This is a genomic window from Pseudoalteromonas sp. CnMc7-15 (genome assembly GCF_022347925.1).
In the GTDB taxonomy this organism is placed as follows: Bacteria; Pseudomonadota; Gammaproteobacteria; order Enterobacterales; family Alteromonadaceae; genus Pseudoalteromonas; species Pseudoalteromonas ruthenica.
In genome coordinates this window covers 508,954-532,799 of record NZ_JAKRFT010000001.1, presented here as the reverse complement: position 1 = coordinate 532,799, position 23,846 = coordinate 508,954, and the positions used below count along the sequence as shown (strand labels likewise).

Annotated in this window: 25 protein-coding genes; 10 read left to right on the top strand and 15 right to left on the bottom strand. The window is 48.5% G+C overall.

All coding sequences use genetic code 11. The features are described from left to right. Window positions 1-8 precede the first annotated feature (8 nt). Window positions 9-899, bottom strand: a complete 891-nt coding sequence (locus tag MHM95_RS02390; RefSeq protein WP_152441483.1) for a TIGR01777 family oxidoreductase — start codon at window positions 897-899, stop codon at window positions 9-11. A 157-nt stretch (window positions 900-1,056) separates the two neighbouring features. On the opposite strand from MHM95_RS02390, the gene MHM95_RS02385 reads away from it, so the two are divergent. Beyond that, on the top strand, window positions 1,057-2,103 hold the full coding sequence (locus tag MHM95_RS02385) for an AI-2E family transporter (RefSeq protein ID WP_045978403.1): 1,047 nt from the start codon (window positions 1,057-1,059) through the stop codon (window positions 2,101-2,103). Here the strand turns inward: MHM95_RS02385 and MHM95_RS02380 are convergent. From MHM95_RS02380 to MHM95_RS02360, 5 genes are all read right to left on the bottom strand, one after another. Continuing rightward, window positions 2,100-2,510, bottom strand: a complete 411-nt coding sequence (locus MHM95_RS02380; RefSeq protein ID WP_022943805.1) for a lysozyme inhibitor LprI family protein — start codon at window positions 2,508-2,510, stop codon at window positions 2,100-2,102. The genes MHM95_RS02385 and MHM95_RS02380 overlap by 4 nt on opposite strands. Before the next feature lie 7 nt (window positions 2,511-2,517). After that, the gene (locus tag MHM95_RS02375; protein WP_026110951.1) at window positions 2,518-3,855 is read right to left on the bottom strand and encodes an ATP-binding protein; all 1,338 of its coding nucleotides are present in this window, start codon (window positions 3,853-3,855) and stop codon (window positions 2,518-2,520) included. After that, window positions 3,849-4,523 (bottom strand): response regulator transcription factor, encoded by a 675-nt coding sequence (locus MHM95_RS02370; RefSeq protein WP_022943803.1) that lies wholly within the window; start codon window positions 4,521-4,523, stop codon window positions 3,849-3,851. The genes MHM95_RS02375 and MHM95_RS02370 overlap by 7 nt, the downstream gene beginning before the upstream one ends. Next, the gene (locus tag MHM95_RS02365; RefSeq protein WP_022943802.1) at window positions 4,523-4,777 is read right to left on the bottom strand and encodes a PepSY domain-containing protein; all 255 of its coding nucleotides are present in this window, start codon (window positions 4,775-4,777) and stop codon (window positions 4,523-4,525) included. The genes MHM95_RS02370 and MHM95_RS02365 overlap by 1 nt, the downstream gene beginning before the upstream one ends. Window positions 4,778-4,877: 100 nt before the next feature. Beyond that, window positions 4,878-5,180 carry a YciI family protein gene (locus MHM95_RS02360; RefSeq protein WP_239384107.1) on the bottom strand — a complete coding sequence of 101 codons (303 nt, stop codon included), beginning with the start codon at window positions 5,178-5,180 and terminating at the stop codon, window positions 4,878-4,880. 171 nt (window positions 5,181-5,351) lie between these two features. On the opposite strand from MHM95_RS02360, the gene MHM95_RS02355 reads away from it, so the two are divergent. Further along, the gene (locus MHM95_RS02355; RefSeq protein ID WP_239384106.1) at window positions 5,352-6,776 is read left to right on the top strand and encodes a sodium-dependent transporter; all 1,425 of its coding nucleotides are present in this window, start codon (window positions 5,352-5,354) and stop codon (window positions 6,774-6,776) included. A gap of 20 nt (window positions 6,777-6,796) precedes the next feature. Here the strand turns inward: MHM95_RS02355 and MHM95_RS02350 are convergent, their stop codons facing one another. Beyond that, window positions 6,797-7,435, bottom strand: a complete 639-nt coding sequence (locus MHM95_RS02350) for a CPBP family intramembrane glutamic endopeptidase (protein ID WP_022943799.1) — start codon at window positions 7,433-7,435, stop codon at window positions 6,797-6,799. Between the two features lie 59 nt (window positions 7,436-7,494). After that, window positions 7,495-8,076 (bottom strand): inner membrane-spanning protein YciB, encoded by a 582-nt coding sequence (locus MHM95_RS02345; RefSeq protein WP_239384105.1) that lies wholly within the window; start codon window positions 8,074-8,076, stop codon window positions 7,495-7,497. 133 nt (window positions 8,077-8,209) lie between these two features. Between MHM95_RS02345 and MHM95_RS02340 the strand changes: the two genes are divergently transcribed. Further along, window positions 8,210-8,488 carry an HU family DNA-binding protein gene (locus MHM95_RS02340; RefSeq protein ID WP_022943797.1) on the top strand — a complete coding sequence of 93 codons (279 nt, stop codon included), beginning with the start codon at window positions 8,210-8,212 and terminating at the stop codon, window positions 8,486-8,488. Here the strand turns inward: MHM95_RS02340 and trpA are convergent. The 6 genes from trpA to MHM95_RS02310 are packed head-to-tail and all read right to left on the bottom strand — an operon-like array spanning window position 8,485 to window position 15,012. Beyond that, a complete protein-coding gene (trpA, locus tag MHM95_RS02335; protein ID WP_045978399.1) occupies window positions 8,485-9,291 on the bottom strand; it encodes a tryptophan synthase subunit alpha in 807 nt (268 codons plus the stop codon). The genes MHM95_RS02340 and trpA overlap by 4 nt on opposite strands. After that, complete coding sequence (gene trpB, locus MHM95_RS02330) at window positions 9,288-10,475, bottom strand: tryptophan synthase subunit beta (RefSeq protein WP_239384104.1); 1,188 nt, start codon at window positions 10,473-10,475, stop codon at window positions 9,288-9,290. The genes trpA and trpB overlap by 4 nt, the downstream gene beginning before the upstream one ends. 7 nt (window positions 10,476-10,482) lie before the next feature. Further along, a complete protein-coding gene (trpCF, locus tag MHM95_RS02325) occupies window positions 10,483-11,847 on the bottom strand; it encodes a bifunctional indole-3-glycerol-phosphate synthase TrpC/phosphoribosylanthranilate isomerase TrpF (protein ID WP_239384103.1) in 1,365 nt (454 codons plus the stop codon). Beyond that, window positions 11,840-12,844, bottom strand: coding sequence for an anthranilate phosphoribosyltransferase (gene trpD / locus MHM95_RS02320; RefSeq protein WP_239384102.1), 1,005 nt, complete (start codon window positions 12,842-12,844; stop codon window positions 11,840-11,842). Before trpD ends, trpCF begins: the two co-directional genes overlap by 8 nt. Window positions 12,845-12,847: 3 nt before the next feature. After that, window positions 12,848-13,438 carry an aminodeoxychorismate/anthranilate synthase component II gene (locus tag MHM95_RS02315; RefSeq protein WP_045978396.1) on the bottom strand — a complete coding sequence of 197 codons (591 nt, stop codon included), beginning with the start codon at window positions 13,436-13,438 and terminating at the stop codon, window positions 12,848-12,850. Continuing rightward, the gene (locus MHM95_RS02310; protein ID WP_239384101.1) at window positions 13,435-15,012 is read right to left on the bottom strand and encodes an anthranilate synthase component 1; all 1,578 of its coding nucleotides are present in this window, start codon (window positions 15,010-15,012) and stop codon (window positions 13,435-13,437) included. The genes MHM95_RS02315 and MHM95_RS02310 overlap by 4 nt, the downstream gene beginning before the upstream one ends. 483 nt (window positions 15,013-15,495) lie before the next feature. On the opposite strand from MHM95_RS02310, the gene MHM95_RS02305 reads away from it, so the two are divergent. The 5 genes from MHM95_RS02305 to rluB are packed head-to-tail and all read left to right on the top strand — an operon-like array spanning window position 15,496 to window position 19,302. Continuing rightward, the gene (locus MHM95_RS02305; protein WP_022943564.1) at window positions 15,496-16,329 is read left to right on the top strand and encodes a PHP domain-containing protein; all 834 of its coding nucleotides are present in this window, start codon (window positions 15,496-15,498) and stop codon (window positions 16,327-16,329) included. Window positions 16,330-16,354: 25 nt separating this feature from the next. Continuing rightward, entirely contained in the window at window positions 16,355-16,975 is a 621-nt protein-coding gene (locus tag MHM95_RS02300; RefSeq protein ID WP_022943563.1) for an L-threonylcarbamoyladenylate synthase, read from the top strand. After that, window positions 16,975-17,793: a ScpA family protein gene (locus tag MHM95_RS02295; protein ID WP_022943562.1), complete on the top strand. Its 819-nt coding sequence runs from the start codon at window positions 16,975-16,977 to the stop codon at window positions 17,791-17,793. The genes MHM95_RS02300 and MHM95_RS02295 overlap by 1 nt, the downstream gene beginning before the upstream one ends. Window positions 17,794-17,851: 58 nt before the next feature. Continuing rightward, window positions 17,852-18,442 (top strand): SMC-Scp complex subunit ScpB, encoded by a 591-nt coding sequence (scpB, locus tag MHM95_RS02290; RefSeq protein ID WP_239384100.1) that lies wholly within the window; start codon window positions 17,852-17,854, stop codon window positions 18,440-18,442. Then, window positions 18,439-19,302 (top strand): 23S rRNA pseudouridine(2605) synthase RluB, encoded by an 864-nt coding sequence (gene rluB, locus MHM95_RS02285; protein WP_239384099.1) that lies wholly within the window; start codon window positions 18,439-18,441, stop codon window positions 19,300-19,302. Before scpB ends, rluB begins: the two co-directional genes overlap by 4 nt. Before the next feature lie 58 nt (window positions 19,303-19,360). On the opposite strand, the gene MHM95_RS02280 is transcribed toward rluB, so the two are convergent. Then, the gene (locus tag MHM95_RS02280) at window positions 19,361-20,110 is read right to left on the bottom strand and encodes a YciK family oxidoreductase (RefSeq protein WP_022943559.1); all 750 of its coding nucleotides are present in this window, start codon (window positions 20,108-20,110) and stop codon (window positions 19,361-19,363) included. 198 nt (window positions 20,111-20,308) lie between these two features. Here MHM95_RS02280 and MHM95_RS02275 point away from each other — a divergent pair, with 198 nt between their 5' ends. Both MHM95_RS02275 and sohB read left to right on the top strand, forming a co-directional pair. Beyond that, window positions 20,309-22,714, top strand: a complete 2,406-nt coding sequence (locus MHM95_RS02275; RefSeq protein ID WP_239384098.1) for a VolA/Pla-1 family phospholipase — start codon at window positions 20,309-20,311, stop codon at window positions 22,712-22,714. 100 nt (window positions 22,715-22,814) lie between these two features. Beyond that, window positions 22,815-23,831, top strand: a complete 1,017-nt coding sequence (sohB, locus tag MHM95_RS02270) for a protease SohB (RefSeq protein ID WP_022943557.1) — start codon at window positions 22,815-22,817, stop codon at window positions 23,829-23,831. Window positions 23,832-23,846: the final 15 nt, after the last annotated feature.

Genomic DNA, 23,846 nt, shown 5'->3' with positions numbered 1-23,846 from the left:
CGGCTTTTTTAATTGCGGTTAAGGAGTTGAGCCAGAGCAGGTTTGAGTTCGGGGTGGCGAAAGCGAAAGCCCTCGTCTATCAGCCGCTGGGGTTGAACATTTTGCCCATAGAGCAATAAATCGGCCATTTCTCCCATCATCAGCCGTAATGCAAAAGCGGGCATGCGCACGATGGCAGGGCGGCGCAGTACTTCAGCGAGCGTTTTAGAGAATTCCTCATTATTGACGGGCTTAGGCGCGGTGGCGTTGATGGCGCCGCTAATATGATCGTATTTTATTAGGTACATAATTAGCTGCACCATGTCATCAAGGTGGATCCAGGACATGTATTGTTGGCCATCTCCTATGGGGCCACCGAGGCCAAAGCGAAATGCGGGGAGCATTTTTCCTAAGGCACCGCCTTGGGCACTTAGCACAATACCGGTACGCAGTAAGCACACACGGGTTTGTGCTTTGCTTGCAGCTGCCTCCCAGTCGCGACAAAGCTGGTGGCTAAATTCATCATAGCAGTGGCTGAAGTCTTCGGTGATCTCCACATCTCCTTGGCGGCCGTAATAGCCAATGGCGCTGCCCGATATTAGTGCCTTCGGTTTGTTGTCTGCGGCATTTATCTTGGCCACGATAGCTTCGGTGGTATTGAGTCGGGAGTCGTAGATACGCTTTTTTTGTTGCTCGCTCCAACGCTTATTAACGATGGGCTCACCGGCGAGATTGATCACGATATCGACATTATTAAAATCAACCTCATCCAAGCTTTGGATGGCTTCAATACGATGACCCAACTTTATGTACGCCCGTGAGGGGGAGCGAGTGAGTACCGTAACCCTATGGTGGTTAAGTAAATGCTTGTATAGTTCGCTACCTATGAGCCCTGTGGCTCCGGTGATCAAGATATGCATGGGTGCCATCGTGTTGCTAATTCACTTTGTTTCTAGTTTAGTTCAAATACTACGAAACTGGCGAATTTAAGATCATTTCCTATGGCCAATCAATGGTTTATTTTCAAACGTATCTCACCTAAACTAGCATCACTTGTCTGCTTTAAGGAAACGAACTGTGCCCAGCTTCACTGGAGCGAGTAAAAGCCTCCTAGTTATGGCCGCCTTGGTGGTGGTTTTGGCAGGGGTGAAAACCGCAAGCGCCTTGGTGGTGCCTTTTATTCTATCGGTATTCATTGCCATTATCTGCAACCCTTTGATTGATACTTTAGGTCGCTACCGAATTCCCAAAGGCGTGGCGGTGAGCATTGTTATATTGCTGGTGGTCGCCGTCCTTTTGAGTATTGGCGGCTTGGTAGGGCAGTCGGTGAATGATTTCTCGCAAAACCTGCCGCAGTATAAAGAGCAATTAAAGAAAGAGTTTGTGTGGGCGGTGAACACGTTAGCGCAATACAATATTTTCCTAAATAAAGAGCAACTGATCTCAATGTTTGACCCTGGGAAAATGATTGATGTAGCCACCAACATGTTAACTGGGCTAGGCGGGGTGATGGCTAACCTGTTTTTAATCATCATTACCGTGGTGTTTATGTTATTTGAAGGCCCCAGTATTAGCCGCAAAATTCACTTAGCGTTAGATGACCCAGATATGAAAATGGCGCAAATTGACCGTTTTCTTGAGTCCATTAACTCGTATTTGGCGATTAAAACCTTAGTTAGTTTAGCGACAGGCTTTTTAGCGACCATGTTATTGTGGGCGCTGGACGTCGACTACTTTATTTTGTGGGGCGTGGTTGCTTTTATGTTTAACTACATTCCCAATATCGGCTCTATTATCGCCGCTGTGCCGCCGGTATTGTTGGCTTTGATCACGCAAAACCCATTGACTGCGGCTTTTGTGGGCATGGGATATTTAGTCATCAATGCGGTGATGGGCAACGTGGTCGAGCCTAAATTCATGGGTCGGGGATTAGGCTTGTCGACCTTAGTCGTGTTTTTATCGTTAATCTTTTGGGGCTGGTTATTGGGCACAGTGGGTATGCTGCTGTCTGTGCCTTTGACTATGGTGGTGAAAATAGCCCTAGAAGAGAGCGAAGAAGGGCGCTGGCTTGCCACCTTACTTGGCGCCGACGTAGACGACGCTAAGCAAAGTGACCAAGGTTAATCCAGTGGTACGCGATAACTGTCGATGCGCTGCTCAATAAGCCGTAACTCACAATGCTTATACGCCATCGCCGCAGCCGCAGCGTCGGGCATGACACGCAGATAACGCCACCGACAGCTGTCTTCAAGATAGCTGTCAAAGCTCTGCTGCGAGCGTAAATAAATATCCAATGGCTGAGTGATCCCCGATTGCTTAGCGAAGTTCTCGAGCTGCAGCTGACGCTTATTCTGCCACGCAGTCAAATCTCGGCGCAAAAGCTCTAACTGGCGGTCAAGACACTGGATATAGTCACGACGACTATCGGGTGTTTCGCCTACCGGCGCGCATTGCGCAATTTCATTGGCATCAACAGTATTGAACAAACAGGCGCCGAGGCCAATGGTTAACACAAAAAAGTGACGTTTCATAATGACGTTAGGTTATCTCTTGGTAATCAAACTCAAGCATAAAGCGAGCGCCGCCCAAGGGGCTGTCGTCAATGCTTAAAATACCATGATAGCCGTTTACGAGATCAGCGACAATGGCCATACCCACACCATGGCCGCTTTCATAGCTATCAAGGCGCGTACCACGCTGCAACAGCAACTCACGCTTCTCCTCAGGCACGCCAGGACCATCGTCTTCAATCATCAGTTTAAGACGCTTCTTACGTTGCTCGACCTTTAAACTCACCTGCGAGACACAGGCTTTACAGGCGTTATCAATGAGGTTGCCAAGCAGTTCCATTAAATCGGTTTTATCGCCCAAGAAAAAGTGCTTGTCGCTCACATCGACACTGAATTCGATGTCTTTATCACGATACACTTTACTCATGGCATTGAAGATAGAATCCGCTACTGGCTTAATATGCGTCTGTTTTTTCCATGTATCGGACGCACCCGTGGCTGCGCGCTTTAATTGGTGTTCGATCATCACATTAATGCGGTCCAACTGCTCTTGGGCATCGTCATCGCTGGCCATAGGGCTTGACTTAAGTACAGCCAAGGGGGTTTTCAGGGCGTGGGCAAGGTCACTTAAAGATGCGCGATAACGCTCTTTTTGCCGTTGTTGCGATTCCAACAGTAGGTTCAAATCGGCTTTTATATTTTGCAGCTCAACGGGGTAGTTGCCTTTGATACGCGTGCCTTCGCCCGATTCTATGGCTTTTATCTCTTTATCTAAGCGATGTAATGGACGAGAGTTCCAGATAAAGCCGATGATCATCAACACGGTGATCACCACACCCATAATTAACATCCAGTTTATTGATGTCTCCTTAAACCCTTCCATCAGCCTTAATAAACCATCGTTACTTTTAACCACAATGAAGCGGGCTTCAATGGTTTGGTCGAGATTCGCGAGGATCCCAGTGAGTGACAGTTGCCAATATTTGCGACCATTGACGGTCACGAGGCGAAAATCCGCTTTACCGGTTTCGGTGATCACTAAGTCCGGTTTGTAATCAATATTTAAGGCGGACTCGCTTTGCCAGACTCGCTCGTTGCCATTATAAATCATGGCATAGGTGTCTGATGTGACGCGGTTCAGCTCGGGGGCAAGAATACTGCGTGGCATTTCTACACCACGTTCACTGTATTCAACTTCAGATATTAATGAGTATAAATGCGCTTCGAGGGTTTTTTCAGTGGCCTCCACTAATGAGGCACGATACGCGTTGCCAATCGAAGCAAATAAAATAGGCATGGCTACGATCAACAAAAAGACAAGGATAAATCCTTGTCTTATTTTCAGTGAAACTTGATTTCCTACCACTGGGTGCGCAGCCTGTATCCTCGCCCACGTAGGGTCTCAACGGGGTTCAGGGTGCCTTCTGGGTCCAGTTTCTTGCGCAGACGCAGGACAAATACTTCTATCACGTTAGAGTCGAGATCAAAGTCTTGGTCGTAAATGTGCTCGGTCAATTCCGATTTAGAAATCACTTTTTGTGGATTCACCATCAGATATTCCAACACTTTATATTCGTAAGCGGTCAGATTGAGCTCGCGCTCTTCTACCCATACCTGCTGCGAGCGCGTATGAATACGGATTGGGCCGTTTTCAATTTCAGGGTTAGCCTGACCCGCACTGCGACGAATTAATGCGTTACAACGAGCGATTAACTCTTCCACATGAAATGGCTTGGTAAGGTAATCGTCGGCACCGGCATCGAGGCCTTCGACCTTATCTTGCCAGCGATCGCGCGCAGTCAAAATTAAGATAGGGATGTCGACGCCATTTTTACGGGCTTGTCTGATAAGCTCAATACCATCAATTTTTGGTAAGCCTAAATCAACCACCGCCATATCCAGTGGGTATTCACAAATATGGAAAAGGCCCGCTTCTCCATCATTGCACAAATCAACGCTGTAGCGCTCTTTTTCTAGGGCACTACGCAGGTTATCTGCCAAATGTAAGTCGTCTTCAATTACTAGTATGCGCATTAATTATTTTCCTTCTCTACCTGCCCGGTGCGTTTTGAGACGCTGACGTCAACCACACGGCCCTTGGGCTTTAATATACGAACAATAAACTTTTCCCTTTGTTCAGATATCTTTAACACTTTACCGTTTTCGGCTTCTTTGGCAATTGCCACTGCCTGCTTTTTATCAATGTCTTTGGGGGGCGTTGAGCCAGCCTGGGCCACTGACGTGGCTAAAACAAAAGCAGTAAATATAGCGGCTATATATTTAAGCATGGTTCAAAGAACTCCCAATTGATCTTTCGTTGCGCAACATACACTGCACTTGCAGCGGCAATGTCGCAAGCATACAAAAAATCAATTAACCTTTACTGAATTACGCTGGAAGCACCTTTTTGAAGGGCTTGACTACTGAGTTTTCATATACACCAGCGGCGATGTAGGGGTCATCAGCGGCCCATTCCCGTGCATCTTCTAAGGATGCAAATTCAGCTACGACTAATGAGCCCGTAAAGCCAGCTCCACCCGGGTCGTTACTGTCCGTCGCTGGAAGTGGTCCGGCAAGGTGTAAGCGCCCTTGGTGCTGTAACTCTTGCAAGCGTGCAAGATGCGCTGGACGCGCCTGAAGACGCTGCTCGAGCGAATTTTCCACATCGGTGGAATAAATCATGTACAACATAATAATAACCAAGTACTTGGTATCGATTACATTTATGATAGCCAGCAATGATAGGCGTTGTAAATTAATATCGTTGTTTAAATGGGACCGCGCCCACCAGCAGTCGTTAAAGCTTGAAAAGCTTTGTTTAACACTGGTAGAGTCGGGTTAAAACAATAACAAGGTTTTTCTATGAGCGAAAAACGTGAACATTTTAGCTCTCGCTTGGGCTTTATTCTTGCTGCTGCAGGCTCTGCGGTAGGTATTGGCAACCTCGTTGGGTTTCCTGTTTCGGCCACCAAAAATGGCGGTGGTGCCTTTCTTTTGGTTTATGCACTGTTTGTGGCGTTTATTTGTTTGCCGGTCATGATGGCGGAAATGGCTATGGGCCGAAAAGCGCAAAAAGACCCTTATGGTGCATACAAAACACTGTCGGATAATTCACCGCGCTGGCGCAGTGCAGGGATTCTTGCGGTACTGACGCCGTTTATGATTGCGGTGTTTTATATGGTTATTACGGTGTGGATTTTCGGTTATCTGGCACAAACAGCCATGGGCAATCTCGATGCGCTTGCCGACCCCGGTAACTTTGGCCGCTTCATTAATGAATACAGTATCTTTGGTTACATGGTGGTTGTCGCCATTGTGGTTAACTTAATCCTCGTCGGTGGCGTCAAAGAGGGCATTGAAAAGGCTGCGAAGTTTTTAATGCCAGCTCTTTTTGTGCTGCTCATCGGTTTGGTTGCCTATGTGTTGACCTTGGATAATGCCATGGCGGGTGTGCGCTATTATGTGGTCCCGGATTTCTCAAAAATGAATGCCAGCGTACTCAATGGTGCCTTATCACAAGCGTTTTTCTCGCTGTCGTTAGGGATGGGGATTTTGATGACCTACGCGTCCTACATCTCGAAAAAGGATGATATTGTTGGTGGCGCAAAGATGGTCGCCATCACCGATTCACTGGTGGCTTTTACCGCTGGCTTAATGGTGTTGCCAGCCATTTTTAGCTTTAATCCGGATACTGATCCAAGCCAACTCTCAGAGTCGTCGGTGTCGATGATATTTGTTTATTTACCGAAGATTCTTTTGGCACTGCAAACCGATATTGGTTATATGGGTGCGTCTGTGGTGGCGTTTGTATTTTTCTTGTTGGTGTTTTTCGCTGCCATTACGTCGTTGGTGTCGATTGTCGAGGTGCCCACAGCAACGCTTATTGAGGAAAAGGGCTACAGTCGCAAAAAAGCACTGTTAGTTTTAGCAGGCGCTATCGGCTTACTCACCATTGGCTGTACCGTATCATTTGGCATGGTCGATTGGTTGACTCAGTTCACCCACTACGGTGATGCTGATAAGAGCTTCTTTGATGTGGTTTATGACGTGTTTTATGACACCATTTTACCACTTAACGGCTTGATGGTGTGTTTGTTTGTTATGTATCGTTGGAAGAAGGCGCGTTTGAATGATGAGCTTTCGCAAGGCTGCGCTAGTTACGAAGGCAGCTTTATGCAAAAGTACGTGAATTTCTCACTATCAACCTTTATCCCAGCGATTTTGCTGTTGATTTTCATCAATACTGTGGCAACCAAGTTTTTCGCCATCAGTATTTTCGGCTTTTAATTTGCCGGTCGGGGGCTAGTCTAAATAGCCCCCGAATCTAAATAACTGCCAAGTCCCAGAGTAAACATCCACAACCCCCACAAACTATGTTCCAGTACACACACAAGTGTGGAGCGTGAGTGCGCATAGGTATAAGAAAACAATAGCCCACCGCAAAACGACAATACTATCGCAACCCAATTCCCATAAACCATGTGTGCCAAAGAAAATACGCTTGCACTTAACCAAATACGCCAAGTTTTGCTAGGAATGATGGGCTTATAGCGGTGAAAGAAATAGGTGCGAAAAATCAGCTCTTGTGGCAACACAGAGAGCAGCGGGTATAACACCAGTAGCATCAACCAGCTCAATGGTGATTGCAGCGGGTAGCTAAACCAGTTTTCCTGGTTGAGAATGCCATAGAGCACACCCGAGAATAATGCTCCGGTGAGAAAAAACGTGGCAATGCGCTTACGCACTGCTGAGAACTGGCCCATGGATGTGATGCGAAAGCGTTTAAAGTGGGGATCGGTAAGCAGAATAAAACAGCATACGGCAGTCAGGGTGATCAACGCAGGGATCAGCCAGTTATGCAAATACTCGCGCATCAGCAAGCCGGCAACCGGCAATAGGATAAAGATACAGAACAGTTCTAGCCAGCGATACTGCGCGTTATTCAATGTTTCAGCCCATTGCTACACTCAATATGTACTCAGTGTAGCAGGGCTGTACGACAGCTTTATGACTCTTCTTCAGGAAAGTAAGGGTAAAGACGCATAATCGTGGCAATAATAGCCACAAAGGTGATGCCGATAAGGCCGAACACCTTGAAGTTTACCCAAAAGTCGAGCGAGAAATTGTAGGCAACATAAATGTTGAGCACTGCAATAACAGCAAATAAAATAACCCAGAAAATGTTTAACTGCTCCCAAATCCGCTCTGGTACCGCAATCTCTTGACCTTGCTCACCGCCTTGTTTCTCTTCTACCGACTTGAGCAACCCAGTGAGTGCCTTTTGCACTAGGTTCTTTTTGAAAAACAGCCGTGCGGCTAATAACACCACCGCTAACAGCGCATAAATGAAAGTGGCCTTCCATTGGATAAAATGCTCATCTCGAAACAGAATGGTCATGGTTCCTAACACCAGGGCGATAGCGAAAAACACCCAATGACGCTTAGCAATATGGCCCTCTTTGAAATAGCCAAAAGCAAGCTGCAGGGCACTGGTGCCGATTAATACGCCCGTCGCCCAGTAGATATCGACGAGTTTATAAACAGCGAAAAATAAAATTAGCGGAATGTATTCAATTAAAGTACTCATTCACGACGTCCATTACATTAGGTAGCAGCCGTTTTACCAGTATCTGAGAGCAAGCTCAAGCATCAGTGCGACATTGACATTTTCATTGTCGCCTTTTAGGCTGCGCGGCTTTGAGTTTTCAGTAGGTAGCACCGTGAACAAAAAGCAACTAATTGACGCCATGCATGGGCGCAGTGGATTAACTAAGCAACAATCTGCGGCAGCGTTAACATCGCTCATTGAGGCGATAACGCGGTCTTTACACGAAGGGGATGCGGTATTTATACCTAAGTTTGGTAACTTTTCGCTTAGCTATCACCCGGCGAAACGCGGTCGTAACCCGCAAACAGGGGAGGAAATAGAAATAGCAGGGCAAAATAAAGTGGCCTTTAAATGCGCCAAGGCATTAAAAGACCACATACAGCCAGGCTAACCCTTGGTCGCTTCTTTCATGGCGATAGTAAACACTTTCAGCTCTTCACACATGGCCTCAGGGTGGTCCAGGTTGGCGGCAATAATTTTTACCACGGCGGAGCCACTGATAGCTCCCGCAGCACCACTGCTCAGGGCTTGGCTCACATCATCCGGAGTGCTGATACCAAAGCCAAGCAACGCGGGTGCGGCATGATATTCTTTCAGCTTGGCAATCATCGAATCCGCCGGCATTTGCGCTTTGGTTTCGGTGCCCGTGACGCCTGCTCGGGAGAGTAAGTAGGTGTAACCGCGCCCGTAAGAGGCGCACTGTCGAAGGGTGTCATCATCGGCATTGGGGGTGGCGATAAAAATCGGCTCAATGGCGGTTTCAGTGGCCGCTTGACGGAACATTTTCGACTCATGTAAGGGCACATCAGCGACCAAGATAGAGTCTACCCCAGCGTCTTTCGCTTGTTGGTAAAACTGCTGCGGTCCACGGGCTAATACCAAGTTAGAATACAGTAGTAAACCAATTGGAATATCTGCGTTATAGGCGCGAATTTCGCGAATGATGTCAAAGCAATCATCGGTGCTAATGTTCGCCTCTAAGGCGCGAATATTGGCGGCCTGAATCACCGGGCCATCGGCAATTGGGTCGGAGTAGGGGATGCCCAACTCTAATGCGTCGGCACCGCCATCAATCAGGCTTTTAATAATGGCAATACTTTGTGCTTTACCTGGATCGCCCAAGGTCACAAATGGCACAAACGCGCCTTCATTGTGCTCGGCGAGGTTGGCGAAGGTGGTGGCATAACGACTCATGATATATCTCCTTTAGCAGCAAGCACTTGATGCACATGGGCCAAGTCTTTGTCACCTCGGCCGCTGAGGTTTACAACAATAATACACTCTTCACTTTGTTGCTCCGCATACTGGAGGGCATAGGCCAGTGCGTGGCTCGACTCAAGTGCCGGTATAATGCCCTCATGGCGTGCCAGCGCCTTAAATGCATCGAGCGCCTCATCATCGGTGATACCTACATATTGGGCGCGGCCGCTTTCATGCAGATGCGCGTGCTGAGGCCCCACTGCGGGGTAGTCTAAGCCTGCCGATACCGAGTAAGACTCTTCAATTTGGCCTTGCTCGGTTTGCATGATGTAGGTGTAAGCGCCATGCAAAATTCCTTTGCTACCACGACATAAGGTCGCGCCATGTTCACCGCTATCAAGGCCCTTACCTGCGGGTTCAACGCCGATCAGCTTGACGCTTGGCTCATCAATGAAATCGGTAAACATGCCAATGGCGTTAGAGCCGCCGCCGACACAAGCAATGACCGCATCGGGTAAACGCCCTTCGGTTTCAAGAACCTGTTGTTTGGCTTCTTCACCAATCATTTTTTGGAACTCGCGCACCACCGTTGGGAAAGGGTGTGGTCCGGCAGCGGTGCCGAGCAGGTAGTGCGCCGTTTTATAATTCGCTGACCAGTCACGCAGCGCTTCGTTCACGGCATCTTTCAAGGTACCAGAGCCGGCGGTAACAGGTATCACTTCAGCGCCCATCAAGCGCATACGAAATACATTAGGCTGCTGGCGCTCGACGTCTTTAGCGCCCATATAAATGCGGCACTTTAAACCCAACAGCGCACAGGCTAAAGCCGTAGCCACACCGTGCTGACCAGCGCCGGTCTCGGCGATGACTTCCTCTTTGCCCATACGTTTGGTGAGCAAGGCCTGGCCCAACACTTGGTTGGTTTTATGGGCGCCACCGTGAAGTAAATCCTCACGCTTAAGGTACAGTTTGACCTTGGGGTTTTTCACCAAGTTACGCGTTAACGTTAAGGGTGTCGGACGGCCGGCATATTCATTGAGCAAAGAGTGAAACTCTTTTTCAAAAAGCGGGTCGTGTTGTGATTTATTAAACTCGACTTCTAGCTGTTTAAGCGCCGGCACCAAAAGCTCCGGCACAAACATGCCGCCAAAATCGCCAAAATAGGCTGAATTACTCATAACCACCTCAATAATTCCGAATTGCCGCAAAGGCAGCATTAATTTTCTGTGTACATTTTTTACCGGGTGCGGTTTCTACGCCGGAATTAATATCCAGCCCGGTTGCGTTGTGTGCTAAAGCGTCAGCAATATTGCCAGGGGTCAAGCCGCCTGCCAGCATGAAAGGGGGCTCAGCCTGCGCCAGCAGTTGCCAGTTAAATTGCTCACCGGTGCCACCTTTCGCTTGTTTGCTATACGTGTCATAGAGAATACGGTCGACGCCCGCGAGCGCTTTAGGCAGCTGTGTAGCCACCGCTTGTGCTTTCCAAATTTGGCACGATAACGGCAGCGCTTGGCGTAACGACTGAATATAATGCTCATCCTCCACTCCATGCAGTTGCACGGCGGCCAGTTTTAATCGCGTGGCATAGTCGCTGACTTGCGCAATCGGTGCGTCAACGAAAACCCCTACGTAATGCAGCGGTGCACTATCAACAATGGCCTTAGCGCAATCAATGTCAACATAGCGGGGTGAGCCTGGGTAGAAAATCAGGCCACCATAATAGGCACCAGCTTGGTATACCGCTTGTGCATCCTGTGAGCGCGTTAGACCACAGACTTTATGCTCGCCAAAAATTAAGGCGCGACAAGCGCTTTCAATATCAGCCTGGGCCATAATAGAACTGCCAACCAGAACCCCGTCACACAAGGGGCTTAAGCGCTGCACGTCTTGATGACTGTATATGCCCGACTCGGAAATCACCACTTTATCACTGGGGATCAATTGGCGAAGCCGTTCAGTGGTCGCTAAATCGGTCGATAAGTCGCGTAAGTCACGGTTATTGATACCGATGATCTCGGCGTTCAACGCCAGCGCCCGAGTTACTTCCTGCTCATTGCTCACCTCAGTTAATACATCCATATTCAGTGACTTAGCCAGTTTGCTAAGCGCCGTGTAGGTGTCGTCATCAAGCACTGAGAGCATCAACAAAATAGCATCACCGCCGTGTAAACGAGCCAAATAAACTTGATAAGGGTCGATAAAGAAATCTTTGCAAATCAGTGGCTGGCTGACTTTCTGTCGTACCTGGGTTAAGTAGTCAAAGTGGCCTTGAAAGTACTTTTCGTCGGTCAGCACACTAATACAGCTGGCGTACTTTTTATAGACGGCAGTGATTTCATCCAGGTTAAAGACATCGCGAATAAGCCCTTTTGAGGGCGATGCCTTTTTGCATTCCAGAATAAAGCTCGTTGGGCTCTGTTTCAGGGCACGATAAAAATCACGGTCGCTCGCAGTGATGTCGTCAATAAAACTCGCTAACGGTTGCGTGCGTTGACGCTGCGCTACCTCATGGCGTTTATCGGCAACAATTTTTTCTAATACATTAGCCATGACTGACCTCAATGATGGTATCAAGCGTGCGTTGTGCTTGCTGGGATTGTAAAACGTCTTGAACCTGCGCGCTGGCCTCTTTGAAATTAGCCGCTTTGCCGGTCAATACTAATAACGCTGCGACATTGATCACCACCGCACTGGTGTGCGCTGGCTCTCCTTGGCCGCTTAAAATCGCCCGCGTGGCATTGGCGTTGTAGTCTGGCCCTTGACCACTGAGTTGCGCAAGTGAATAGTTTGCAAGTCCGAAGTCACTGGGGTTTAAGGTGTACTCATGCAGTTGCCCTTGGTTGAGTTCAACCACTTGAGTCTCACCGTGTAAGGCGATTTCATCGGTGCCGGCACCATGGACAACCATCGCCCGTTTGCACCCTAAGGTTTGCAGGGTCTTTGCCATCGGTAAGCATAAGGCAGGCTCGTACACCCCGAGTAATTGATAATCCGGTGCTGCCGGGTTAGCAAGCGGCCCGAGAATATTAAACAGAGTCCGTGTTTTAAGGGTGGTACGCACCGCCATCGCGTGCTTGACCCCTTGGTGGTAAAGCGGAGCGAACAAAAACGCAAAGCCGGTTTGCTCAAGCATCGCGGCGGCTTGCCCTGGACTCATATCGATATTGATACCCAGGCTTTGTAACAAATCAGACGACCCTGAGTTACTCGATACACTGCGGTTACCATGTTTGACCATATTAATTCCACAGGCGGCGGCTACAAGCGCTGCCGTGGTGCTGATATTAATAGTGTTGGCACCATCACCACCGGTGCCACAGGCATCGACCAAGTGTTGCGCCGAGGTGTTAAAGGGCAGGGCATTGGCGCGCATAGCGGCGGCGGCCCCAGCAATCTCGTCGGCGCATTCACCCTTAATTTTCAGCGCGGTAAGCATGGCCGAGAGGGTGATATCATCAATATCGCCGCGCATTACGCTATCGAACAGCTGCTGTGACTCTGCAAAGGTTAAGTCCTGCTGCTGATACAGCTTATTCATTACATCCATGAGTTACCCCTGTGCTGTTAAGTATTCAAGGCTTTGCTGCAATAGTTGCGCGCCATGAGGAGTTAGAATCGACTCTGGGTGAAACTGATAGCCAAGCACCTTATCTTGATGCTGACACACAGCCATTGGCATGCCCTGGTACTGCGCGATAATCGCTAACTGCTCGCTTACCTTGGTTGCCACTAAGGAATGGTAACGGGCCACCACGAGGTGCTCGCCAAAGCCGCTAAAAGCGGGGTGGGGCATTAGGCTAATGGTGGATGATTTACCATGCACCGTTTGCTGAGCATGACCGATTTCACCCCCATAAGCCTGCGTTAAGGCTTGTTGCCCGAGACAAATCCCAAGCATCGGGAAGCGTCCCCGGCACAGGTCAATGAGCGCCATTAAACATCCCGCGCTGTCGGGCGCGCCAGGCCCGGGGGAGAGCACGAGCACCACCGGCTGGGTTTCTGCGCACATGCGCTCGAATATGACTTCCGCCGCCACGGTATTGCGATACACCACCAACTCTTGGCGCAACTGCGCAAATTCATCCACCAAGTTATAACTGAAAGAGTCTTCGTTATCTAAGAAGTAAATCTTATAATTCATGCGTTTGTTGCTCCTTGGCTGGTGGCGATAGCGCGCAGTACGGCGCCGGCTTTAGCGCGGGTTTCATCGGCTTCACTTTGCGGGTCTGAGTCATAAACCACCCCAGCGCCGGCTTGCACATGGGCCAGGCCATCTTTGACAAAAGCACTGCGGATAACAATGCAAGAGTCCATGGCTCCATCACCCGTGAGATAGCCGACGGCACCGCCATAGCTGCCTCGACGTTTCTTTTCTACCTCACGAATTAAGCGTGCGGCGCTGACCTTGGGGGCGCCAACTAAAGTGCCCATATTCATACAGGCCGAGTAAGCGTGCAGTGCATCAAGGTCTTCTTTTAACTGTCCTACCACCCGCGAAACAAGGTGCATGACATGGGAGTATCTATCGACCTTGAGTAGCTCTTTAACGTGACGCGTGCCGGCCTGGCTGATACGAGCGACGTCGTTACGCGCTAAATCGACGAGCATAATGTGCTCGGCGCGCTCTTTGCCATCATTGCGCAAATCGAGCTCGATGCGCGAATCGAGGTCTAAATTTAAACGTCCATCGGCATGTTTACCACGCGGGCGCGTGCCCGCTATCGGATACACCTCAACTTGATTGCTCTGGGCGCAGTATTTTAAGGCCGATTCAGGAGAAGCGCCGAACAGCGTAAAATCTTGGTCGCGCAAATAGAACATATAGGGGCTGGGGTTTTGTGTTTTCAGCTGTGCATAGGCCGCTAATGGCTGTTGGCAAGGCAGAGTAAAGGTTCGTGAAGGCACCACCTGAAAAATATCACCGTCGATAATATGTTGCTTTAGTTGGCTAACCTGCGCCTTGAAGTCTTCGTCACTGATATCGACACTGGCTTCTACAGGCTGCGCCGTTGCCTGCGGCGCTGGTAGTACCTCCACATCATCACAGAGGGTGTTTAAGCGTTCGACTTTTTGTCCTACCTCAAAGCAATTAGCATGCACTTGCGGGCCATTGAACACGTTACCGATAATTTCAGTGCTCTGTGCTTGGTGATCAACCACCACTAAGGTTTCAGCAAGGTAAAAAACATAGTCTGGGCAGCTGTTATCTTTTGCCTCGACGGCGGGCAGTTGCTCAACATTCGCGACCATGTCGTAGCCCATTACGCCGCCTAAGAAAATGGCAAACGGATTGTCAGAGTTGTCGCTGATGCGATTAATGCACTGACGTAGGGTATCGAAGGCGTTGGCTGCTTTGAGCTTGGCATGCTCGTCTAAATCACCGGCCACGGGCGGGTAGCTGATTTGCAAGGTGGTGTTATCGAGCGTGGTGGTGCCGGCATCAATGTGGCGCTGCAAATAAGGCAGCAGTTGCGCACCGTTGTTTGATAGCGCGACGACACTGACCTCGCTGCCGTTACACTCTATGCGCAATGCGCTATCAACTAATACGATACTTTTTAAATTGGCTTTGGAGTCTATTTCTGCGGACTCCAGTAACAGGCTATTATCGGTATCGAGCTTGGCGAATAGGCTCAGCGCAGAGGGGATATAGTCTCGCCGCTGGCTAATGCTGGTCACCTGACCGGGCTCGGTCGAGATGTGGCTAAAAATCATAAAAAGTCCTCATTCCCAAAATGTATTGCCATCGGTTTTATTGCTCCTAGCAATGATGATGGCCTAAAAACAAAAAACCCGCATACTTCGAAAAGCTGCGGGTTGCAATAATGCTCAGCCGTAACAAGGCCCACCCGCTATCTCGAGTGCCACCACCAAATTACTGTTACGAACTGCGTTAAAATCATGTTAGTTACCTTTGTTTAGATACAAAAAAACCCGCTTGCTGCGGGTTTTGTTAATCAGGCAGTACTCACTGCGCACGACTAATTCCACCCGCGATTACGAGTGCCACCACCATGTCATATGTGTGTTGTTAGCCTGTGACTGCATGAGCTTGATAATCCTAATTAATTGATGGCTGTTAGTTAAACCTAGCTGAGCATCAGTGTCAACCATTTTATAAATAAAAAGTTATTGCCGCGCTGCGGGGTGAAAAATGATAAGCTAATGGCATTATTTGATAGCTGTTAAGAGGGCTGTGTGCTTAAGTACGATTTACATTGCCACAGTAATTTTTCCGACGGGACCTTAAGTGTTGATGAGTTGGTATCAAGAGCCGCCGACAAGGGAGTTGATGTGCTCGCGCTCACCGATCACGATACCATTGCCGGTATCGCTCCAGCGCGCGCCGCGATAGCTGCGCAGGCGCTCGACCTAGAATTGGTTGCCGGAGTCGAAATATCCACGCGCTGGCACAGCTTTGAAATTCATATTGTTGGCTTGCAGGTTGACACCCAGGCTCCGGAACTGACAGCGTTGTTGGCTGAACAGCAGCAAAAGCGCAGTGAACGAGCGATAAAAATAGGCGAACGTCTGCAAAAGGCAGGGTTTGAAAACACCTATGAACAAGCCTGTGAGCTGGCCGCTGAGGCGCAAGTAACGCGTGCCCATTTTGCCCGGGTGTTAATGGCGCAAGGCGCAGCGAAGACCTTTCAAGGCATCTTCAAAAAATACCTCAGTCGCGGCAACACCGGGTATGTGCCAAGTACATGGTGTGACATGCACACCGCCATTAAGGCCATCGCCGCAGCGGGCGGGCAAAGTGTGCTCGCGCATCCGGCTCGATACAAAATGTCGAATAAGTGGCTGCGTAAGTTAGTAAACGAATTCGCCACGCTCGGTGGCGATGCAATGGAAGTGGCCCAAACCCAACAAGCGCCCTGTGAAAGGCAGTTTTTAGGGCAGCTTGCGCGCGAGCATGGGCTGCTGTGCTCGCAAGGTTCTGATTTCCATTTTCCTTTACCTTACATAGAATTAGGAAAGAACCTATACTTACCTAAAGACTGTGAAGGCGTATGGCAGCGTTGGCAGTAGTCGTTATCACAAAGCAAGGATAAACATGAGTCAATTTTTTCACATTCACCCGCAAAACCCGCAGCCACGGCTGATCCAACAAGCGGTGGATATTGTGCGCAAAGGCGGCGTAATGGTCTATCCCACTGATTCTGGGTATGCCATAGGGTGCCAACTAGGGGAAAAGGCCGCGCAAGAGCGGATCACCCGAATTCGAGGTATAGAAAAGCACCATAATTTTACTTTGATGTGTCGCGATTTATCAGAGCTTGCGACCTATGCACGCGTTGATAACCAGATGTTTCGGTTGATCAAGAATAATACGCCAGGCCCTTATACCTTTATTTTCAAAGGCACTAAGGAAGTACCACGACGAGTATTAAATGATAAAAAGAAAACCATTGGTATTCGCGTCACCGATCATCCGATTAGTAAGGCGTTACTTGAAGAGCTTGGCGCACCCTTAATGTCGTGTTCATTGATTTTGCCTGGCGCTGAATTTACCGAGTCAGACCCCGATGAAATTCGCGATCGTTTAGAGAAGCACGTCGATGTGATCATCCATGGTGGTTTTTTGAGTGAACAGGCCACTACTGTGGTGGATTTGTCCGATGACGCAGTGGAGATTTTGCGTGTCGGTTGTGGTGATCCCAGTCCCTTTAAATAATGACCCAAGATACTTTGGTAGAGCAGCAAAAGCTGCCGTTGGCGTTTATTCGCGGCGAAGCCGTGGTTGAAAAGCCAGAAGATTTATATATCCCACCGGATGCCCTAGAAGTCGTACTCGAGACTTTTGAAGGGCCTTTGGACTTGCTGCTTTATCTTATCAAAAAGCACAAACTTGATGTCCTTGAGCTGTCTATTTTTAGCATCACCGAGCAATATATGCGCTATGTGGAAATGATGCGTGAGTTTCAATTGGAGCTAGCCGGTGAGTATTTGGTGATGGCGGCGCTGTTGGCGCAGATAAAATCGCGTTTACTGTTACCTGTGCATGAAGAGCTGGGCGAGGAAGAAGAAGACCCTCGCGCCGAGCTGGTCAGACGGTTGCAAGAATACGAACAATTTAAAAAAGCGGCGGAGCAGCTCGATGAATTGCCGCGCATGGAGCGCGATATTTTTACCGCTCATGCGTTAGTTGAAGAAGCGGCTATGCCTGAACCTTTATTTCCCGAGGTAGCGCTAGAAGAATTAATGTTGGCACTCAGTGATGTCATGGCCCGAGCCAAAACCTTTGAGCATCATCATATCACTCCTGAGCAGCTATCGACCCGGGCACGCATGAGCGCTATTTTAGCGCAATTACAAAACCACTCCGGTTATATTGATTTTGCCTTGCTATTTACCCCACAGGAGGGGCGCGCGGGCGTGGTGGTAACCTTTATTGCCATTTTGGAGCTGACCAAAGAGGGGCTTATTCACTGTCAGCAAGCCAATAGCGAAAGTGCCATTCATGTGCGTTTAAAAGAGCATGCTGCAGCGTGATTTGCATTGCCTTCTGGTGTAGCTCTGCCATAATAGCGCCCGCTACGGAGGTCTGAGCATGAGCATGCGACGCATTAGTGATGAGCAACTCATAGAGCTGATAGAAGCGGCTATTTTTGTTGCCCCTAAACCACTGACAAAAAAACAACTCAAAGAAACTGTACTCAGTGATATTAATGTGTCTTCTAAGCGCGTTAATGAAGCTTTAGAGGCCATCAGCGCGCATTATCAAACCCGAGGGATCCGCTTAGTGCACGTTGGCTCAGGCTATCGCTTTCAAGCGTGCAGCAGCTTAAGCCCTTGGCTCAGCAAGCTATTCCAAGAACGGGCACCGAAATATTCAAGGGCGTTAATGGAAACCCTGTCACTGATAGCCTATCGTCAACCTATAACCCGAGGCGAAATAGAGCAAGTGCGCGGTGTGACAGTTGCTAGCAATATTATGAAAACATTGCAGGAGCGCGGTTGGGTGAAGGTGATTGGCCATAAGGAAGTCCCTGGTCGCCCCGCGTTATATGCGACGACGAATGAATTTCTAGATTATTTTTCGTTGTCTGGCTTAGAAAAGTTGCCGCCGCTCCCTGAGCAGCAACAAAGCCAGATAGACAAGTTATTACATGATCCTTCTGTGAGAGAACCATCTGAATGAGTGAAAAGTTACAAAAAGTCCTAGCCAGAGCCGGTGTCGGCTCCCGTCGCGAGATGGAAAAGTACATCGAAGCTAACCGCGTGAGTGTTGATGGCAAAGTGGCGCGCTTAGGCGATCGCGTTGAGCCCAACCAAACCATTCGTGTTGATGGCCACATTGTCAAAGTTGAAGAGCCACAAGAGCGAGTGTGTCGGGTATTAATGTACCACAAACCTGAAGGTGAGCTGTGCACTCGTAAAGATCCTGAAGGGCGTCGTACGGTATTTGACAGACTACCGCGAATTGAAGGCGACCGCTGGATTGCCATTGGTCGTTTAGATATTAACACCTCAGGGTTGCTGTTATTTACCAACGATGGTGAGCTGGCCAATAGGGTGATGCACCCGAGCTACGAAATTGAGCGTGAATATTCGGTGCGCGTATTTGGTGATGTAACCAAAGAAGCAGTTCGCAACCTCACCAAAGGCGTGGAGCTCGATGATGGGCCGGCACGTTTTCATAGTGTTAAGCCTATGGGCGGTGAGGGGATCAATAAATGGTTTAACGTTACATTGAGCGAGGGACGCAACCGTGAGGTACGTCGTATGTGGCAATCTCAAGGGGTGGAAGTATCGCGCCTGATCCGCGTACGTTATGGCGATCTGGAGCTCAATAAGCGCTTACCACAAGGTGGCTGGGAAGAACTTGAACTCAGTAAAGTGAATTACCTGCGTAAGACCGTTAAGTTAAAGCCTGAAACACAAACTAAGTTATCGGTTGACCCTATCAAACGAAAAGACAAACGCGCTAAAGTGAACCGCATTAGAAAGGCTGTTAAAAAGCACAATCAGCGCGTGCAACAACAAAAGAAACGCCGTTAATTCAGATACAAAAAACGCCGCAATCAACGCGGCGTTTTTTACATCTATGATGTGCTAATCATTTCTTTTTAATTTGCGCATCCAACGACTGACCATTAACGTCACTAGAGTCATCACTCATTAAATAAAGGTAAGTGGGCATCAAGTCTTCAGGCGTTGCCAGCTTATCTTTGTCTTCCCCTGGGTAAGCGCTGGCACGCATACTCGTGCGGGTGGCGCCTGGGTTAATACAATTGATGCGAATATTGGTTTTATCGACTTCTTTCGACCATGTCTGCATCATGCCTTCGGTGGCAAATTTAGAAATAGCATAAGCCCCCCAAAATTCGCGGCCTTCGCGGCCAACGCCCGACGACGTAAACACAACCGATGCATTGTTTGATTTCTTTAATACAGGAAACAACGCTTTGGTCAGCATTGCTTGCGCAGTGACATTGACCTTCATGATGTTCTCGAAAGTGGATGTACAGAAATGTTCCATCGGGCCTAATGCACCCAGGATACCAGCATTGTTTAATAAGCCATCGAGCTTACCAAATTGCTGATCAATAGTGGCGGCCAGATCACGGTAATTTTGCTGCGTGGCGCCTTTTAAATCTAATGGAACAATCGCTGGTTGAGGGCCACCTGCAGCGACGATTTCATCGTAAACTGCTTCGAGCTTTTTAGTTGTTTTACCTAATAAAATTACTGTAGCACCGTATTTGGCATAGGTTAACGCGGCAACCCGGCCGATGCCGTCGCCAGCCCCAGTAATTAATATGACTTTTTCATCTAATGCATTTGCACTTGCTTGGTAGTTTTGCATAAGCTGCACCTAGAGCATGATCTTTTTAAGAATTTTACCATACTCAAATAACAAGTAATCGATTTAATTACAAAATTAAGTGGCGAAAGGCATAGGTTTACGTTAAGTTAAACTGGTCTAATGTGTCATTAACATTTTGCTATCTTTAATACACACATAATAAGCAGATAACAATAAAAAAGGTTTGGAGCCAACAACATGAAAAAATTGCTACTTCCTCTCGCTGTAGCGTCTGCGCTCGCTGGCTGTGGTGGCGGAGAAACGCTCGAAGACGTTAAAAATGAAACACCTACGGTTGTTCCGCAATCCACAGTGGTGTTTGACCCCGGTGCCGGGGAAATCTCCGTACCCAATGATCTGCTTTTAAGCGGCACCACCGATGGCACCTTGAATATTCCTGGTGAAGGCGATGATTACACTAACCCCCAACTGGCGCTCGGTGCGTTAGATGGGTGGTCGACGCAAATGCCATATGCCATTGATTTCGACTTTTCCCCAGGTGTAAGCCTTGATGCAACATCGGCTGCAACACCGGGTAATGTGCGTATTTTTGAAGTTGTGATGGGCGCCGACCAAAGCTCACAAACCTGCGCCCAAGTACCGGCAGGCATTGCTTGTGAATATGTTAAAGAACTTAACTTTGGCGTTGACTTTATCACCCAAGCCAGTGGTAATTCCGTGGCTGTTGTACCACTTAAGCCATTTACTCAAGGGCGCTCGTACATTACGGTATTGACCAACGGCCTGACCGACTCAGCCGGCAACGCCATTGCCCCGTCATCGACCTATGCTAGCGTTAGCAGTGAAGACCCACTTGTTACTGAGCAGCAACTGAGTTTGCAAGCGGTGATCAATAGTTACGAAGACGTTATTGTTGGCGGCAGTGACCTAAGCAAAGACGACATTATTTACTCAGCGGCGATGACCATGCAAAGTGCAGGTGAAGTGCTCGGCACGATTAAAAGCTTGCTTGCTGCGTCGCTCACTCAAGATAGCTTACCTAAGCCTGAGATGATGATCCCACAACAGCCCGCGCTCACAGTAGGTCAGGTTTTTGCGGCTCAAGGCATGCAAGACATTAATCCTGCATTTAACGCAGTGAGCTATGAAAAAGGCAGCATTGTTCTTCCTTACTACTTAAAAAGCCCACAAGGCAAAGAACTCAGTGATTTAAACAACACCTACTGGCAAGCTAACTGCGACAGCGCTGTAACCGTACTTGGTTACAAAGAGCAGGCTGGCGAAGCATTCCCTGAGCAACCAGTGAGTGAAAATGATGCGATATGTGCCGCTCTCAGCGGCGGTCAATTGCGTGATTTAAGCTTGGATGACAAACGTCACCTAACGAAATACAACACCATTCCGAAAGTGCAGAGCTATCGCAATATACCTGTACAGGTTACAAAACCGGCAGATTTAATGACCTTAAACGCTATCCGCAGTCAGCTTGGGCTTGATGCCATGAGCATGCCTGCTGCTGGTTGGCCAGTTGTTATCATGCAACATGGGATTACCAGTCGCAAAGAGGACATGCTGGCGTTGACTGCGGCGCTAAGTATTCAAGGTTTTGCCACCGTTGCTATCGACCACCCGGCTCACGGTGAGCGTGGAATCGATGTCGACAATGATGGCACTGACGATTTTAATGCGACCACAGGCTCTGTGCTTGCGTATATGAATTTGAATTCATTGCTGGTCGCGCGTGATAACTTACGCCAATCAGCTGCGGATTTATTGGGTTTGCGCCTAGGTCTTAATTTTGCCAACGACCCCATGCTCAACACGATGGATGTGGGCTTCGTCGGTCACTCCTTAGGTGCGGTTGTGGCCCCGGCTTTCTTATCTATGACGAATGCGGAGCTTGACCCTCAGGTTGATCCATTGTTTAAAGTGAACACTGTGGCACTTGGCAGTGGCGGCGGCGGTATCGCCAATTTCTTACTTGCTTCAGATTCATTTGGGCCATTTATCCAAGGTTCAGTATTAGCTGGCGCAGGAACCGATGAGTCAGCGGCGTTCGGCGCATTCCTACAAGAGGGCGCAGTCTCTAGCTGTGCACAATTTATTGATAACCAAGAGGCTTATGTTGGCTGTGGTTACCAAGCGTTTTTAGCGCAGTTAACAGCTCAAGGTGACACTGCCAGCTTGGCTAATATTCAAGGGTTGTTAACGCAGTTTACCTACGCTGCACAAACATTGCTTGATGCTGGAGACCCAACCAACTACGCAATGCGTGTAAACGCACAGCAAACCCCAGTTTACACCAGCGTGGTTGTGGGTGATGGCATGGAAAACAAGCCGGATACGGTGATCCCACCTATGGTTGAAAGCAACCCCATTGCCGGCACTATTCCACTTGCAATGATGATGGGCGCTGACAATGCAGCACAAACGCAGTTAGCAGATAGCCCACAAAGCTACCTTGTACGCTTTAGTAAAGGCCACCATGGTACCCTTTTGACGCCAGCTGCGAACCCGCAAGCAGGAGCAAGTGCAGCAGATAGCGCTGCAGCGAATGCTGAAATGCAACAGCAAGTAGCGACCTATCTGAAATCCAAAGGTACGATATTGCCTATCACTAATGAAGATGTGATAGCCCAGTAAGCACACTGGTTTCGACTATCAGCCGCGCAATTGCGCGGCTTTTTTGTGGCTAATGGCTGTGCTACATTGCCGTGCATCAACAATGAAAGAGGGACTCTAGGTGGAGTATATTTATGAATACGGGTTATTTTTTGCAAAAACCCTGACTTTTTTAGTGGCAATCGTCATTATCATCGCAATGATTGCAGGAGCGGCAAATAAACCTAAAAGTAAAGAAGGATCACTTCAGGTTGACGATCTCTCAGCAAAGTTAAAACAGTTGAAAGATGATTTTTTAGCAAACACCTTAGATAAAAAAGCTTTAAAAGCGCTGAAGAAAGAACAGAAAAAGGCAGCTAAAAGTGACAGCGGTGACGCAGAGCAAGGGCGCCTATACGTGATTGATTTTGTTGGCTCCATGGATGCTCATGAAGTCGAGAGCCTGCGTGAGGAAGTCACGGCGATTTTAACATTGGCCGATAAGCAAAAAGATAAGGTATTAGTGCGCTTGGAAAGCGGCGGAGGTGTTGTTCATGGGTATGGCTTAGCAGCGTCGCAACTAGCCCGTTTGAAAGCGGCGCACATACCACTGACCATTGCCATTGATAAAGTCGCCGCCAGTGGTGGATATATGATGGCATGTGTTGGCGATGAAATCATTGCTGCGCCTTTTGCTATTGTCGGCTCTATTGGTGTGGTTGCGCAAATACCAAACTTTAATAAGGTGCTAAAAAAGAACGATATTGATCTAGAGCTCATTACTGCAGGGCAGTATAAGCGCACCCTCACTTTGTTTGGTGAAAACACTGATGAAGGGCGAGAAAAGTTCCGCCAAGAAATTGAGCAAACGCACCAATTGTTCAAACACTTTGTCAGCGAGCATCGCCCTGAATTAGACTTAGGCACCGTCGCTACCGGGGAACACTGGTTTGCGATTGATGCCAAAGAAAAAGGGTTAGTGGATAGAATCACGACCAGTGATGATGAATTACTGGCACTGAGTAAAGAGCGACAAGCTTACAAAGTGAGCTATAAGAAAAAACAAGGCTTGGCGGATAAAGTCGCGCATAGCCTAAGCCTCGCGGTGGAAAAAGCAGGTTTAAAGATATGGTCTAAGGGTCAGCGCCTGAGACCTTAATTTAGATATAAAAAA

What these genes read in the sequence shown, in the direction of transcription:
- trpD (WP_239384102.1), bottom strand. Translation starts at nt 12,844, where the DNA reads ATGGATGTAATGAATAAGCTGTATCAGCAGCAGGACTTAACCTTTGCA.
- MHM95_RS02300 (WP_022943563.1), top strand. Translation starts at nt 16,355, where the DNA reads ATGAGTCAATTTTTTCACATTCACCCGCAAAACCCGCAGCCACGGCTG.
- MHM95_RS02360 (WP_239384107.1), bottom strand. Translation starts at nt 5,180, where the DNA reads ATGTTGTACATGATTTATTCCACCGATGTGGAAAATTCGCTCGAGCAG.
- MHM95_RS02380 (WP_022943805.1), bottom strand. Translation starts at nt 2,510, where the DNA reads ATGAAACGTCACTTTTTTGTGTTAACCATTGGCCTCGGCGCCTGTTTG.
- MHM95_RS02310 (WP_239384101.1), bottom strand. Translation starts at nt 15,012, where the DNA reads ATGATTTTTAGCCACATCTCGACCGAGCCCGGTCAGGTGACCAGCATT.
- MHM95_RS02295 (WP_022943562.1), top strand. Translation starts at nt 16,975, where the DNA reads ATGACCCAAGATACTTTGGTAGAGCAGCAAAAGCTGCCGTTGGCGTTT.
- trpB (WP_239384104.1), bottom strand. Translation starts at nt 10,475, where the DNA reads ATGAGTAATTCAGCCTATTTTGGCGATTTTGGCGGCATGTTTGTGCCG.
- trpCF (WP_239384103.1), bottom strand. Translation starts at nt 11,847, where the DNA reads ATGGCTAATGTATTAGAAAAAATTGTTGCCGATAAACGCCATGAGGTA.
- MHM95_RS02275 (WP_239384098.1), top strand. Translation starts at nt 20,309, where the DNA reads ATGAAAAAATTGCTACTTCCTCTCGCTGTAGCGTCTGCGCTCGCTGGC.
- MHM95_RS02315 (WP_045978396.1), bottom strand. Translation starts at nt 13,438, where the DNA reads ATGAATTATAAGATTTACTTCTTAGATAACGAAGACTCTTTCAGTTAT.
- MHM95_RS02390 (WP_152441483.1), bottom strand. Translation starts at nt 899, where the DNA reads ATGCATATCTTGATCACCGGAGCCACAGGGCTCATAGGTAGCGAACTA.
- MHM95_RS02355 (WP_239384106.1), top strand. Translation starts at nt 5,352, where the DNA reads ATGAGCGAAAAACGTGAACATTTTAGCTCTCGCTTGGGCTTTATTCTT.
- MHM95_RS02370 (WP_022943803.1), bottom strand. Translation starts at nt 4,523, where the DNA reads ATGCGCATACTAGTAATTGAAGACGACTTACATTTGGCAGATAACCTG.
- MHM95_RS02365 (WP_022943802.1), bottom strand. Translation starts at nt 4,777, where the DNA reads ATGCTTAAATATATAGCCGCTATATTTACTGCTTTTGTTTTAGCCACG.
- MHM95_RS02345 (WP_239384105.1), bottom strand. Translation starts at nt 8,076, where the DNA reads ATGAGTACTTTAATTGAATACATTCCGCTAATTTTATTTTTCGCTGTT.
- MHM95_RS02280 (WP_022943559.1), bottom strand. Translation starts at nt 20,110, where the DNA reads ATGCAAAACTACCAAGCAAGTGCAAATGCATTAGATGAAAAAGTCATA.
- scpB (WP_239384100.1), top strand. Translation starts at nt 17,852, where the DNA reads ATGAGCATGCGACGCATTAGTGATGAGCAACTCATAGAGCTGATAGAA.
- trpA (WP_045978399.1), bottom strand. Translation starts at nt 9,291, where the DNA reads ATGAGTCGTTATGCCACCACCTTCGCCAACCTCGCCGAGCACAATGAA.
- rluB (WP_239384099.1), top strand. Translation starts at nt 18,439, where the DNA reads ATGAGTGAAAAGTTACAAAAAGTCCTAGCCAGAGCCGGTGTCGGCTCC.